A 15,211-nucleotide genomic window follows, 5' to 3' on the forward strand; every position below is an offset into this window, starting at 1 on the left:
CAGCGATTTCCTTTATTGCTTCAGCATCGCAGTCAACAGAGTGTCGAAAGCATCGCTGAAGGCCTTGATCTGCTTGTTTCCCATACGCTCATGCTTCTCGGCAAACAATCCCATTTCCCGAAACTCTGTCATTGCATTACGCACCGAAAGGCGTTCTGCCATATTCTCACGCGTATACGTCTTGCCGCGGTCATCGAGAACGGTCAAGCCTTTTTCCACCAAGCGGCTGGCAAGCGGGATATCATGGGTGATAGCCATAGCCGGGGCAACGGCTTGTTCGACTATCCAATCGTCGGCACTATCCATTCCCGGCTGTACGATAACCATGGTAATGGTGCTTTTTATTGAGCGCAGGACCTTCGCATCGGTTTCCCCTGCCTCCTTGGCCGCTTTTCGCAGCAAGGAGGTGTGTTCCTGATAGGCAATTTCAATATCCTTCAGCGGACGGTCGGCGACAAAGAACGAGACAAGATTGTGCCTCATTATCGCTTTCAACACGATCTGACGAAGATTTTTCGGACAGGAGTCGGCATCTATATACAACTTCACCATGCAACTAGCCTACTGCAAAATGTATTGTTGTGTCACCCAATGCAGAGTGAACCGTCAGCGTTGCCTCACCGGCCTCTTGTTTCGTTCTCACGTAAATCACTGCACTACCTCCTACGGTGCAACTGACCGAGGGACTAGCTAAAATAAGAGGACCTTCAACACTGACTGAGAAACCGATACAGGCATAACTGAGGGGCAGCAGTTGCCCGGCTTTGGTTATCAGCACCTGGACTTGGGCCATATCATAGGTAGAAAGGCCCAAGGAGAGTGTGTTCGTCGAGCACTTGAGCTGTAAAGAAGGAGCAAGGGCTTGCTCAATGACCTGTCGGGCCACCACCTTCCCATCGATCAAACCTTCGAAACGCCAAACGGCTTCTTTGCTTCCCCAGTTGCCCACATACGTATTGAACATGCGTACCGCATCGCCATATTTCTTTCGATGGCGAGCTAGGAAGAAGCCCAATTTGGCAGTATCGAGGAGGGTCAGCTGTACAGCTTGCCTGCCAACCTTGCCTAGGAGTCTTGCAAGGGCTTTCCTCTGCTTTTCGGTAAGATAAGCCTCTGCTTTAAGTCGATCGCCGATAAAGTCCCTGATAATGACAGGGGGATGGGCCAGGTGGGGGAATTGCCTCCTGTCGGGGTAGAAAAGTCCCACCTCATCCTCATTGAACCAAAGTCGTACCGCATCACAGTTGGTGGCAACCACCGCTTGGTCGAGGCAGGCATTCGGATGGTCTCCCCCTTCCATGCTGGACAGCACGCAAAGCAGGGGCTTCTCGTCCAGCTGGCTCTGGTAGACAAAGGCCGCAGCCTTCAGGTTGCGTGCCAGGTCGGTGACCCCATGGTAGCAGATCTGGTCTCCGCTACCGAAATTTGCATGGGTGTAATAGTCGTGCATGCACCAGCCGATGGCACCAGAGAGCCCGACAGTAGCGTGTGCTGCATCAAGGATCCGATAATGCCTGAGGGCATGCTCGCTACGCACCATAGGCGGATCGAATCGCTTGGTCGGATAGATATGACCACAGTATTCAGTCACAAGGTACGGTACCTGGCGGGGGCACACGTTCGTTTTCTTCTGAAGTCCCTTTCCCTTGCCGGCATAGGAAAAATCGTTGTAGGTATAGACATCCTCAAGGAATTCACTGTGCTTGAGATTGCGCACCCCCCCTGTCTGACGATAGGGATCGAGGTTTCTCGCAAGAGCGTTTGTTGCTTGGTAGAGTTCATGATCGTCAGCTGATTCGTTGACCCGCACACCCCACAGGATGATGCTTGGGTGATTGCAATCCCGCTCGATCATCGCCTGTGTGTTTTCAAGACAAGCCTTTCTCCATGCCTCCTGCCCTCCGATGTGCTGCCATCCGGGAATTTCCTCGAAAACCAGCAGGCCCAGTTCATCACAGGCACTCAGAAAACTCGGATCTTGCGGATAATGGCTGGTTCGTACCAGATTTACTCCGATAGCCTTCAACAACTTCGCATCCTCACGCTGTAGGCTCGGGGGTGCTGCATACCCCACATAGGGGTAATCTTGGTGACGGTTGAGTCCTGTCAGTACAAGCTTTTCTGAGTTGAGATAGAAACCGTCGCTTCTGAATTCGGCCGACCTGCTGCCGAAGCGGACAACCTTGGTTTGCTTATCGGCAAGTGTAACTTCCACGGTGTACTGATAGGGGTCGTTCAAAGACCAACGCTTAAGAGAAAGGTTGCCAAGTGAAAGTGAGAAGGAGCCCTTCTCTATGACGGTCTCTCCTTTGGCAAGGAGTACTTCTTGGTCATACAAGCGAACCTGCACTCTGCGAGATTCACTGTTTACTGCCCTGCCATGAATGTGCACACTATCAGCTTCGGTACTCGATGCATACACGAAGGACAGGCTCTCGTTTTCTTTGATGATCAGGGTGACCAAGCGATAGATGCCGCAAAAGGTGATGTAATCCATACTTCCACCGAAGGGAGGAAACTGCGGATTTTCCGTAGCATCGACGACAACGGTAAGAACACATTCCTCCAATGTTCCGAGTTCAAGGGTATACGGCAGGTAGGGTCCCGTGCAACTGCCAACCTGCTTGCCATTGCAGTAGAAAACAGCACTGTTTGCGATACCGTCGAACCGGAGGGCAAGCAGGTGTTTTTCCTCCTTTTGGACGGAGAATTTGCGTCGGTAGGTCGATAAACCCTGATGAAAACCCTCTTTTTTATAGCCAATCTCAAACAGGTGGGGGCTGTGCGGCAGGTCTACCTGTGGCCACGAACTGCTGTCAAAATCAGGTTTCAGAAACGCTTCTTCAAAGCCCGGAAAAAAAGACCAACCATTGTTGGCGGGAATCTCTTGGTACATCGTTGTCCCCCTTCTTTGTATATACCAGCCCAGGAGTCGCCAAGCAAGTGTCTATGCTTGAAACACAGGGCCTTTTTGTTCTATGGTTAGCATGTTCAGACACCAAATTTGACAGGAGTTCATTATGGACATTTCCCCTTTGCAGCAGGTTCGATATGCGTACCAGCCAAAGCTGCCCGCAATTCTTAGAAAGGACATCGCCAGCATTGCCCCCGCTTTCGGCGAGGCAACCGGTGCCCCAACCGATGCCGATGCCATCAAGGCACTGTTCCCTCATACCTATGGAATGAGCAGGATCACCTTCACTGAAGGCGACAACAAAGCCGTCAAAGTACAGCGCAATGTCGGTGTCATTCTCAGCGGCGGCCAAGCTCCCGGTGGACACAATGTCATCAGTGGATTGTTCGATGCCCTCAAGGCAGCAAATCCCGAAAACACCCTCTACGGGTTCAAAGGTGGTCCCTCCGGTATTCTGGAAGACTCCTACCAGATTATCAGCAGCGAGTTCCTGCAATCGTTTCGCAATACCGGTGGCTTTGACATCATCGGCAGTGGTCGAACCAAGCTCGAGACGCAACAGCAGTTTGAAGTTTGCGCCCAGGTGTGCAAGAAGCACGCTATCAGCGCCCTGGTCATCATCGGTGGTGACGACTCAAACACCAATGCAGCAGTTCTTGCAGAATATTTCTTGCAGAAGCAACATGGCATCCAGGTAATGGGCTGTCCCAAAACCATCGACGGCGACTTGAAGAATGAATTCATTGAGATTTCCTTCGGCTTCGACACCGCTACCAAAACCTACAGCGAATTGATCGGTAATATCGCCCGTGACGCCAACAGTGCCAAGAAATATTGGCACTTCATCAAACTCATGGGCCGCAGTGCCAGCCACATCGCATTGGAATGCGCTCTCCAGACCCAGCCGAATGTGTGTCTGATCAGCGAAGAGGTTGAGGCGAACAAGCAGAGCCTGGTCAGCATTGTAGAGTACATTGCTCAGACTGTCCGCGATCGCGCTGAGGATGGAAACAACTTCGGTGTAGTACTCATTCCCGAGGGTTTGGTTGAGTTCATTCCCGAGATCAAGGCTTTGATCGACGAGATCAACCACCTGCTTTCCAAAGAAGAGAGTGCTTTCAATGCCCTTTCCGACAGTGAGCAGCGCATCGACTTCGTCAGCAGCCGTTTGAGCAATAACAGCCGGGAAGTCTTCACCATTCTTCCCGATGAGATCCAGAAGCAGCTGTTGATGGACCGCGACCCGCACGGGAATGTGCAGGTATCGCGCATCGAGACCGACAAACTGCTCTCCACCATGGTTGACGCACGACTGAAGCAGCTGAAGGCTGAGCACACCTACAAGGGCAAGTTCAGCTCGATGACGCACTTCTTCGGGTATGAGGGACGTTGTGCCTTCCCGACCAATTTTGATGCTGATTACTGTTACAGCCTTGGGTATAATGCTTTCTGCCTCATCGCAGCAGGGGTGAGCGGTTACCTCAGTTCGATAACAAACCTCTGTGCACCGGCGAATGAGTGGAATGCAGGCGGGATTCCCATCACCATGATGATGAACATGGAAGTTCGTCATGGGGAGAAGAAACCTGTTATCAAGAAAGCTTTGGTAGAGCTACAAGGCAAGCCGTTCAAATACTTTGCCGAGCATCGCGCACAGTGGGCACGCAAGACATGCTTCACCTATCCCGGAGCTGTACAGTACTTTGGTCCAGCCGAGGTGTGTGACAGAACTACAGTCACGCTGACTTTGGAGCAATCCAACTAAGCAACTCCCACTAGATTAGGAAATGAGACCGGGTTGAACGCCCCGGTCTCTTTCATGTTCAGCCAAAACTGCAAAGTCGGCCTTTCCCACCAAGCTTGGCTTGGTAGAGTCGACGATCGGCGGTAGCGATAAGAGCCTGTGGGCTTTTTTCTTCATCAGCGGAAAATGCGATTCCCATGCTGATTACCACTTCGACCTGCTTCCCCTCGAGTTCCACGTTCGTATGCCTGATCGCTTGGAAAAGGCGTTTGCAGAAGTCGATGTTGGAGCAGTCACGAAACAGCAGAATAAACTCATCACCCCCGAATCGTGCGATGACATCGCTCATGCGGATATGGTGCTTGAGTGTCTCCACCAGGGAAAGCAAGGCCTTGTCCCCGTTGAGATGTCCGTAGGTATCGTTGATTTCCTTGAAGTTGTCGATGTCGATCAATGCTACGGCATACGATTGTTCACCCGAATCGGTTTGTGAAAGTAAATTGAGAAATTCCCTGCGGTTGAGCAAGCCGGTCAGGCTGTCGGTGCGCGAGCGTGCTTTCACCAACTCGTAGCGGATTTGATGCAAGTAAATCAGCACCCCTATTGCCAAACAGACGAGAGTACTGACTATTCCGTAAAGCAACAACGGCAGGGAGAATGCAACCCAAGAATCTTTGGGTGCCAATTTCATATTCCAGCGTAGCGACGAATATGACAAGTCCATGGAAACAGCATCCTCACTAGCGAGTGACTCAGCACCCCATACGAAGGTTTCTTCTCCTCCTTCGTGTGAGAAATTCATCGACACCTGATACTGGCTGGAAACCTCATCGGCCCCTGCTTCTATGAGGAACTGCTCAAAGTCGAAATAGAGGGTTAGCAGGCCCCAGTGGGCGCGGTTGTCGGATAGAGCATATCGGCTTACCAAATAGTTTCTATGATCCTCATCTTTGATGGGACCGTCCAAGGTTGCACTATCATTGAGGAGTGTTTGCATGATGTGCGATGCATACTGCTCAATATTCTGATAGTTGTATCCTATTCCATAGGGTCCCAAAGTTGGATACCGGTCAAGCACCACCATCTCACGGTCGAGAGTTGCAAAGCTGAAGGATGGATGCGTTTTTTTCAAGAAGTCGAGATAGGTGGCAAGGTCGGCGAGCTTGGGCACCTCCCCGATAAAAAGGCTCTCTTCTATTCTTTGTCCGTACAGGGCGGTAAACATTTCCTGATTTCCCATCAACAGAAAGAGATTTTTCCGTATGCCCAACAACTCCGACTGTCCTGCTTGCTTTCCCCGTTCCACCAGCCGTTCATTCCACCCTTGGTAGAGGGTATACGTTATCAACAGAAGGAGAACCGTAACAAAAATTGCCTGCAGCAACGCCCCAAGCTTTAGCGTGGAGTCTTGCGTATGGTGAGCCTCGTACGATGAGGCTCCCTGATTCACGTTCCTTCTTTGCCTCATGGCTCAAGTATAGGTTGCCGGCAGGAGCACCTCAAGCTTTTTCGACGCAGCCGCCCTTGCCTATGGTATACTCTGCCATCGGAGGTCACCATTCATGCACACACTCGATAGTAACGGAGTCTGGAATCTCTATCCGCTCGATACAGAAAAGATTGCCCCGCATTGTAAATATTTCCTGAACCATGACCACATCCCCTGTACCCTGCCCGGCGACATTCATTCGGCTTTGCTCGCTGCTTCAATTATACCGGACCCCTACCTTGGAACACAGGAACTGGATATCCAATGGGTCGGACAAAACGATTGGGTTTTACAGCGCACATTCTCGATTTCCGAGGCTGACCTACGCGATACTCATGCAATCCTCACCCTGACTATGGCCGATACCATCATAGATATACTGGTCAATGATGCACACATAGGCAGCTGCGACAACCAATTCAGACGTTGGCGCTTTGACATCGGTTCTGCATTGCAGGTAGGGCAAAACAGCATCAAACTGATTTTCACCAGTGCAGAGAATCATGCCATCAAAGAAGCCGCGAAGCTTGCCTACCCCATTCCGTACTCAGTCTATCCGGTTTCGGCAAAACATCGGAACTTGGTGCGCAAAACCCAATGCCACAGCGGGTGGGATTGGGGTCCATGCATACTGAGTTTCGGCATCTATGAGCCGATCCAGCTGACCTTTGCCGACGAAGGCATTATCGAAAGCGTCACCTGCGACACGAAACCGCTCTCCGATGATAGCTGGGACTTGGTTGTACAGGTCATTTTCAATGCCCAAAAAGCTCAGATCCTGCCTTGCAGTGCAACCTGTTCAGGCGTTACACAACAGGGATCCATTGAAACCCAGGTTGGATTGAACAAGATTACCTTTCATCTTGTCTGCAACAAGGTACAACGTTGGTGGCCGAACGGCGAAGGGAAAGCAGTGCTGTATCCCCTAAACCTGACCATAGGAAGCCAAGAAGTATCCAAACGTATCGGTTTCAGGACATTGGTTGTTAAAACCGAGGAAGATGCAGAGGGCGGCAAAGGTATGGTTTTCTCTGTCAACGGCAGGGATATTTTTGCCAAGGGCGCCAACTGGATTCCCATGGATGCCTTCATGGGCCGCCTGAAGCGGGACCGCTATGAACAACTGCTGCAGTACGCAATGGATGCCAACATGAACATGCTGCGGATCTGGGGTGGTGGATTATACGAGAAAGAGGATTTCTACGAGCTTTGTGACGAAAAAGGCATTCTGCTTTGGCAGGATTGCATGTTCAGCTGCTCTATGTACCCATCCGATCCCTCCTTCCTCGCTAGTGTCGAGGCGGAGCTCCGCTACCAAGTCAATCGTCTGCACGACCACCCAAGCCTGGCCCTGTGGTGCGGAAACAACGAGGACTTGGGGGCCATCAGCTGGTATGAGGAGTCACGCAAGAATCCATATCGCTATGTCATCGACTATGACCGGCTCAACGAAGGCGTCGTTGGAAAGGTCATCAAAGAGCTCGATCCCAATCGAACGTGGTGGCCCAGCAGTCCGTCGGCAGGTCCCAGCGACTTCTCAGACAACTGGCACAATGACAAACGCGGTGACATGCACTTCTGGTCGGTCTGGCATGAGGGAAAGAGCTTCGAGGAGTATTATTCAATCAAGCCTCGGTTTGTCAGTGAATTTGGCTATCAGAGCTTCCCTTCATTATCCACTGTCGCAACGTATGCCCATCCCTCCATGTGGAATCTTACCAGCGTCGAAATGGAACACCACCAGAAGAATCCCAGGGGAAATTCCATCATAATCGAGAACTTCAGCCGCTATTACCGCTTTCCAACCAACTTTGAACAGATGCTGTATCTCAGTCAGGTTCAGCAGGCTACTGCCATGAAAATGGCCATAGAGTACTGGAGAACCACCATGCCCCATTGCATGGGTACGTTGTACTGGCAACTCAATGACAACTGGCCGGTAGCTTCCTGGTCCTCAATCGACTATACCCTCAAGTGGAAGCTCTTGCACTATGCTGCAAAGCGCTTCTATGCCCCTGCCCTTCCCATCGCCTATCAGAAGGAGGATGGCAAGGTTGAGGTGTACATCGTCAATGACGGGCCGAAGGGTATTGAGGATGCAAAGCTCTCAGTGAAGTTCTGCACGTTCGACGGCCAAAAGCTCGGCAAGCAGGAATATCGGCTTACCATCGATGCAAAAAGCAGCACCCATATGTGCACCATCGACTTGAAGAAGAAACCCAAAATCGATAGACAAAAAACATTTATCTATCTCAAGCTCAAGAGCGATGACCTGTACATTGAGAACTGCCTGCTTCTGGATAAACCCAAAGCTTGCCAACTCTGCGATCCTGGTATTGAAACGCACATAGAAAAAGCGAGCGGGGGTTTCTTGGTCACCGTGAGCTGCACCCATCCTGCATTCGAGGTCGCTCTCGATGCCCAGGACCTGAAGGGGGTTTTCAGTGACAACCTTTTCAATATCCGACCTACAGCGCAGAAGGTGGTGTTCTTCAAGACTCATGAGAGTATTACCGCTTTGCAGTTCAAGGAGAAGCTGAAGGTCTTCGACGTATTCAGCAGCAGCAAATAGCATCAATACCCTGCAGGAAAGCTTGCAGGGTATTTTTATTGCTTCATGCCTGTCATGACGATGCCTTCAATAAAATATCGCTGTCCAACCAAGTAGAATAGGATACCCGGGACAAAGGACATGCAGGTGGCGCTCATGATCATCGACCAATCGGTTCCCAGACTTCCCTTGAATTGGGAGAGTCCCAAGGCTATGGTGAATTTATCCAGACTATTGATGTAGATGATCTGCTGCAATAAATCATTCCAGAGCATGATGAACAACAGAAGGGCAACTACAATCATGGCTGATCTGATGGCGGGAACAATGATGGAGGCCAAAACTCGCAGTGGGCCTGCTCCATCAATGGTAGCGGCTTCATCCAGCTCCCTCGGAATGGATTTGATGAACTGACGAATCAAGAAAATATTGAAAGCTCCACCACCACAAAAATGAGGAAGCACCAACGGCAGATAGGAGTCGTAGACACCAAGCAAGCGGGTCCAAAGAATATACAAGGGAAGCAAGGTAACCATTGTGGGAAGCAACATTGACCCTACACACAGCAAAAAGAGAAAGTCTTTTCCTTTGAAGCGAAGCCGGGCAAAAGCATAGCCTCCCATCGTTGCTGTCAGGGTTCCACCCAACACGGAAGGGACAATGATCGTAAGGGTATTCCCCAGGTACTTGAAAAATGGAAAGAATTCCAGGGTTGCTGCATAGTTGGAAAAGAGCCATTTGTCGGGAAAGAAGGCCGGGGGGAAAGCATACAATTCGGTATTGGTCATCAGGCTGGAACGTACCATCCACCAAATAGGCAATAGGACCAATGCTCCCAGAACAAACAATATCCCAAATGTAAGAATATCAAACATCCTTTTCAGCTTTTGCTTGCTTTGTAGCGTATTCATGCCTTCTCCCCCTCATAGAAAATCCAGTGTTTGCTGGTTGCAAACAAGAGAATCGTAAATACTGCAATGATGAGGAAAAACACAAAGGAGATAGCACCGGCATACCCCAGTTGATTACTTACAAAGGCATATCGATACATCAGATACGTCATGAAAGTGGAAGCATTCCCGGGTCCTCCGTTGGTTAATGCCAAGGCAGGAGTGACTATCTGCATATTGGTAATCAGCGCCATGAGTAGGTTGTAGAAGAGTATCGGTGTCATACAGGGAACGGTAACATGCACAAACCGTTGAAAGCTGTTCGCCCCATCAATCTCGGCTGCGTCATGGTATACTTTTGGTACATTTTGAAGTCCTGCAAGGAAGATTACTATGAGATTGCCTGCCAGCCAAACGGCGATTAGCGCCAAGGAAGGAACAACCAACGAAGAATCGGCAAGAAACTTGACTTTCGTACATCCTAAGGCAGAGAGGATGTAGTTGAACAACCCAAAATTGGACTCATACAACCAAGACCAACCTATGTAAACGGCCATAGCCGGCAGTACATAAGGAAGATAAAAAATTGCTCTGAAGAACAGCCGGCCCTTAATCTTTCGGTTGAGCAGCATGGCAATAAAAAGGGAGTAAGCCATGCTCATCACAACCGAAAGAAGACTGAACAGCAACGTGACTTTCAGAGAATCAGAAAAATAGGGATCGGTGGTAAAAAGACGGCGGTAGTTGTCAAAGCCCACAAAAATCGGCTCTACCGCCCCCTTTCCCCATTTAAAAAACCCTAATATGCAAACACTGAGCAAGGGAAGGTAGGTGAGAAAGACCAAACCAATAATTGAGGGAAACAGACAGATATAGGCTGCCCTGCTTTCACTTTTTTGGCGTGCGTTCAAACTTCTCATCCTTAGCCCCCTACCCTTAATTTGTTACAGCTCGCCCTTGAAAGCGGAGACTAATTGAGGATAGCTCTGCCCAATTGCATCTTTGGCCGATTTCTTTCCTGTCCACACTTCGCCAAGGACAGAACCCAGGAGAGTGTTGAAGTCATTGGTATTGTTCACATAGTACCATGATGTTGAACGAGAATAGTCCCTTGCGTAGTCCACCACCGCTTTCTTGTAGTCATCATACGGCGGGAAATTTGGATTTTCCACCCATTTGCGGGTAAAAGACTCATCGGTGTACCACTTCTCAAGAATTGGCATCCAGATGCCTGTCTCGATCAGTGACCAGCTATTCTCTTCCTGCATGTACCACTTCACCCATTCCATCGCTTCCTTTGGATGCTTTGTCTGGCTGAATACAACATTCGGGCCTCCGGTACAAATGGTTACTTTCTCTTTCATGTAAGGAAGTACCGCTACACCGTAGTTCAACCCTTCAGAACGTGCAGAAGCGAGGCTGGTTCCTACATTCCAAGCTCCGTTGGTAGTCATGGCACACGTGCCTGCAATCAGTGAACGTTGGACACCGTCGTCGGTCAGTCCGGAGGAAATCGGGGCGACATGATGCACCAGATGAAGATCGGCAATCTTCTGCAGTGCTTCAGTTGCAGCTGCTTCGTTAATGATGACTTTGCTCCCATCCTCTGTATAGAAACCGCTTCCGTTGCTCAGGCACCATACCTCCAACTGCCATGTCAAGTTCTCCACCATGCAACCGTACTGAACAATCGTGTTGGGATTAAAGGCAGAGCTGGTCGCATTGTTACCATTTGCATCCAAGGTAAGTAGTTTGGAAACCTGTACAAACTCATCCCACGTCCATGCATTCTTCGCATCGGTCGGGGGGTACGCGATTCCCGCCTTATCGAACATAGCCTTGTTGTAATAGAGCAACAGAATCTCATTTGCTGCCGAGTAGGCAACCGGCTTTCCCTGGTAGCGGAATGCCAATGAATCCAAAGGCTTGGATTCACCCGCCCCATACATATTCGAAATGTCATACAACAGTCCGTTCTCTGCAAACTGCAGTACTCCGGCCTCGCTCATAATACCGCAGTCAGGCAAATTCCTTGCCGTTGCAAGCGTATTGAGCTTGGTCACATAGGTATCATGCGGAATTGCCATGATTTCTACAGAAATCCTATCCTGCGATGCATTGAACTGATCAGCAACCTTTTGTACGGCAGCTCCTTCATCAGGAGTACCCCAGAACGAATAGGTGATACTCACCTTCTGGCTTTCCATTGCTGTTTCCTTGGAACCTGCTGCAGGCAACACCACTGCTATAAGGATGCATAGCAGTACAGTCAAGAAACCTCTTTTTTTCATGTTCTACCTTCCTTTTGTTTTCAGACCAGCTCTGCTGGTTTGGATTTTCACACAGTTTTCAAATATTGGAAGACCAACATCTCCCCTTTTTCACGATTTCCCCACATACAATAGGGAATCGCACGTACCTGACGTGGTTTCAGCCTATACGAAGCTTTCCGATACAAGGGTCCTTGTTCTTCGCTTTCCACTTTCCAGGCTTCATAGCCCAATATTGGTAGTTTGCCTGGCAATTCCTCCAAAAACCCGGATACAGTGGGCTTTCTCGTACTATCGACGACAAGGGATGCGAGGTTTGCAGAATTGTCCGTCTCCTCAAGGCAGAACACAAACGGTCCATACTGCAAAGCAACCCGGTGCTGGTCGGCCCGAACCTGAGGATTGGCAGCCATCCATTGTGGCTCAACATGCAGATCCATGGTCACGGTTTTCCCTGCATGAAGTTGTATCTGTACATAGCCATGTGCTACAATTACCTCTCTTTTAGTCCCATCCTCCTTACAAGTTGGATGATTGGCATACCATGGCAGACGTAGTTGTACCAAAAGGTCTTTATCGCACGACAAGGTGAGATGACTTCTGCCTGAATCAGATACATCCAAATGCAGAATTCTTTTCTCCTTTCCAATTTCTATGACAATACTGGATGAGATGAGTTGGTTGACAACTACAGAATTTCCGTTGCTTTCATAGATATAACTGCCAAGGTTAGCCAATGTCCGTGCGATGTTGGTGGGGCAGCAGGCTACGGAAAACCATTTCTTCCTGACCGGTTTTACATGAGCCATACTGGTGAAAGGCATACATGCCTCTGGCCAGACTTCCAGCGGATTGACGTAGAAGTAATGCAGTCCATCAGCGCTTATACCGCTAAGCACTGTATTGAAGAGTGCTCGCTCAACCGTATCATGATAGCGTGCCATTCCGGTCAGCTTGGCCATACGACGACCGAACATCATCAGAGCAACCGATGCACAACTTTCCCCATAGTTTCTATCATTGGGAAGATCGTAATCAGTGGTAAATCGTTCAAGAAGCCCTGAGGAGCCCACAGAACCTGTAATGTACATCCGTTTTTGCTCGATGCTCTCCCACAATGCTTCACAGGCTATCCGGTAAGCTTCATCACCCTTTTCCTGAGCAAAATCAGCCATTGCACAATATAAATAGAGAGCTCGTACCGCGTGGCCTTCTGCACTTCTTTGATCCACCGGTCGTTGATGGGCCTGTGAATAGCAAAGGTCATAGTCCCTGAACTCTTCAAACAGACACGGTCCTTTTCGGTTGGCAATTTCAGAAACAAAATAATTCGGTTCTGATCCTCGAGTTTCCAGAAAGTATTGGGCAGTTTGCAGATACCGTTTCGTGTGTGTATGCCGATAGAGCCGTATAAGTGCCAGCTCAATCTCCTCATGTCCTGGATATCCGTGTATCTGGTTGTCTGCAGGACCGAATGTAGCACAAATCAAGTCGGCAAAACGAAGGGCTACACCCAAAAGGCGTTCCTTTCCTGTTGCTTCATGGTAAGCTATTGCAGCCTCTATCAGATACCCTGCACAATAAAGCTCATGCGCCTCAAGCAAGTTGGTCCAACGCTTATCAAGTCCATTGATGATATGGTAGGTATGCAGATACCCATCGCTTTGTTGTGCACTTTCCAATAAAGCGATTACCTCATCAGCGATAGGAATAAATGACATGGCTTTTCCTCTCAACAGACAATAGGAAAGGGCTTCCAGCCATTTGTACACATCGCTATCCTGAAACACCTGCCCATAGAAAGACCCCTGAGTTTGTTTACTTGCTATTCGGAAGTTTTCCAGACAGTGTGAGCGAACAGCTCCTTCCACCCTATCATTCAGAATTTCCCATTGGTAGGGGATAACCACATCACTAATCATGGAAACATAGTGGGAGAAGAGTGGGTCTGTTATCTCTATGCTCCGTAAATCTACACTACACAGGCTTTCTTGCATCATATCCCTCATGGTAAACGTTTATTTTTACATCCGTTGTTTCACTGTTTCTAGCCATATTTACTATATCTATGGTAAACGTTTAATATTTATATTAGTAGATTACAACCAGTTTTCTTATTTGTAAAGATTTTATTTTCTATATTTATAGCAATTACATAATTTCTCACAGAATTAGTAGAAGCTGTAAATAGTAAACGTTTTTTATTAGAATATGGATTTTATTCATCTGAAAGCAGTTACAATCAAGGTATTCTACGCTGGATATAAACGTTATTCATGCTATACTCTACTCTATGGCAACCATAAGGGAACTCGCACAATATGTAGGGGTATCGATTGCAACCGTCTCCAAGGTTCTGAATAATCAAACCGGTGTCAGCAAGGAGACTGAACTATTGGTCCTCGATGCAGCCAAAAAACTCAATTACCGCCCCAATCTCAATGCAAGACATCTCAAGACGGGTACCAGCAAGACATTGGGTATCATTGCCGAGGACCTGACGGTCTTCAATACCCCTGATATCATTGATGGTATCGGTGTCTGTTGTGAATCTCGCTCGTTTCATTATATTCTGGGAAATTTGCGTTTTGACAAACTCTTTGGCCATGAGAGCGGCAATGCCGATCAAAAGAATCGTCTTGTGCTGGATATGATGGATCAGATGTTGAGCAAGCAAGTCGATGGTATTATTTATATCGGCTGTCACAGCCATGCACTGACCATACTCTCCCGCAATGAAAGCACGCGCTTTGTATGTGCTTACTGTTACAGTGAGGACCCATCCATTCCTGCAGTCATCTTTGACGATCGTGAAGCTGCGAAGAAGGTAACCAATCTCCTGCTGGCAAAAGGTCACACAAAGATAGGCGTTGTAGCAGGTGTGAAGGACTCCTTTCATACAAACAACCGCCTATTTGGCATTCAGGAATCGCTGTATGAGCACTCGGTACCGTATAATCCACATTTCATCTGCTATGCCGACTGGACACGGGACCAAGGCTATCAATGCGCTGCTGAACTCCTTGAACGAGGGGCAACAGCCATTTTTGCCATGAACGATCTAATGGCAATGGGAGTATTGGATTACTGCAATCAACATGGAATCGAGGTCGGCAGAGATGTGGCTCTCATCGGTTTTGACAACCGTGAAATCTCTTCGGTCTGCCGTCCCTCCCTTTCCACTGTGGCCCTGCCACTCTTTGAGATTGGCCATACTGCAGCTTCCATACTGCTGGATATGATTGAGAACAAAGAAAAAACTCACCCGAGTCGTATTCTGCTCGATTGCGCCATTATTGAACGGGAGTCTACGGGATTTCATTCTTCCCTACACCAAGTATAAAAAAGGCAGG

Annotated in this window: 10 protein-coding genes; 3 read left to right on the forward strand and 7 right to left on the reverse strand. The window is 48.9% G+C overall.

Annotated elements, in window-relative coordinates; genetic code table 11:
- Positions 1–12 precede the first annotated feature (12 nt).
- The gene (locus tag SPIBUDDY_RS08955) at positions 13–552 is read right to left on the reverse strand and encodes a YaiI/YqxD family protein (protein ID WP_013607432.1); all 540 of its coding nucleotides are present in this window, start codon (positions 550–552) and stop codon (positions 13–15) included.
- Positions 553–556: 4 nt separating this feature from the next.
- Positions 557–2,896, reverse strand: coding sequence for a glycoside hydrolase family 2 protein (locus SPIBUDDY_RS08960; protein ID WP_013607433.1), 2,340 nt, complete (start codon positions 2,894–2,896; stop codon positions 557–559).
- A 124-nt stretch (positions 2,897–3,020) separates the two neighbouring features.
- Between SPIBUDDY_RS08960 and SPIBUDDY_RS08965 the strand changes: the two genes are divergently transcribed.
- Positions 3,021–4,679: a diphosphate--fructose-6-phosphate 1-phosphotransferase gene (locus SPIBUDDY_RS08965; protein WP_013607434.1), complete on the forward strand. Its 1,659-nt coding sequence runs from the start codon at positions 3,021–3,023 to the stop codon at positions 4,677–4,679.
- 58 nt (positions 4,680–4,737) lie between these two features.
- On the opposite strand, the gene SPIBUDDY_RS08970 is transcribed toward SPIBUDDY_RS08965, so the two are convergent.
- On the reverse strand, positions 4,738–6,126 hold the full coding sequence (locus tag SPIBUDDY_RS08970; protein ID WP_081454636.1) for a GGDEF domain-containing protein: 1,389 nt from the start codon (positions 6,124–6,126) through the stop codon (positions 4,738–4,740).
- A 94-nt stretch (positions 6,127–6,220) separates the two neighbouring features.
- On the opposite strand from SPIBUDDY_RS08970, the gene SPIBUDDY_RS08975 reads away from it, so the two are divergent.
- Complete coding sequence (locus SPIBUDDY_RS08975) at positions 6,221–8,719, forward strand: beta-mannosidase (RefSeq protein ID WP_013607436.1); 2,499 nt, start codon at positions 6,221–6,223, stop codon at positions 8,717–8,719.
- 35 nt (positions 8,720–8,754) lie between these two features.
- Here SPIBUDDY_RS08975 and SPIBUDDY_RS08980 read toward each other — a convergent pair whose 3' ends face one another.
- The 4 genes from SPIBUDDY_RS08980 to SPIBUDDY_RS08995 are packed head-to-tail and all read right to left on the reverse strand — an operon-like array spanning position 8,755 to position 13,858.
- Entirely contained in the window at positions 8,755–9,609 is an 855-nt protein-coding gene (locus SPIBUDDY_RS08980; protein ID WP_013607437.1) for a carbohydrate ABC transporter permease, read from the reverse strand.
- Positions 9,606–10,508, reverse strand: a complete 903-nt coding sequence (locus tag SPIBUDDY_RS08985; RefSeq protein ID WP_013607438.1) for a carbohydrate ABC transporter permease — start codon at positions 10,506–10,508, stop codon at positions 9,606–9,608. Before SPIBUDDY_RS08985 ends, SPIBUDDY_RS08980 begins: the two co-directional genes overlap by 4 nt.
- A 24-nt stretch (positions 10,509–10,532) precedes the next feature.
- Entirely contained in the window at positions 10,533–11,879 is a 1,347-nt protein-coding gene (locus SPIBUDDY_RS08990) for an ABC transporter substrate-binding protein (RefSeq protein WP_013607439.1), read from the reverse strand.
- Between the two features lie 47 nt (positions 11,880–11,926).
- Positions 11,927–13,858 (reverse strand): glycoside hydrolase family 127 protein, encoded by a 1,932-nt coding sequence (locus tag SPIBUDDY_RS08995; RefSeq protein ID WP_041380692.1) that lies wholly within the window; start codon positions 13,856–13,858, stop codon positions 11,927–11,929.
- A gap of 293 nt (positions 13,859–14,151) precedes the next feature.
- Between SPIBUDDY_RS08995 and SPIBUDDY_RS09000 the strand changes: the two genes are divergently transcribed.
- Positions 14,152–15,201 carry a LacI family DNA-binding transcriptional regulator gene (locus tag SPIBUDDY_RS09000; protein WP_013607441.1) on the forward strand — a complete coding sequence of 350 codons (1,050 nt, stop codon included), beginning with the start codon at positions 14,152–14,154 and terminating at the stop codon, positions 15,199–15,201.
- The last annotated feature ends 10 nt before the right edge of the window (positions 15,202–15,211 follow it).

It is taken from the genome of Sphaerochaeta globosa str. Buddy (genome assembly GCF_000190435.1).
GTDB lineage: Bacteria > Spirochaetota > Spirochaetia > Sphaerochaetales > Sphaerochaetaceae > Sphaerochaeta > Sphaerochaeta globosa.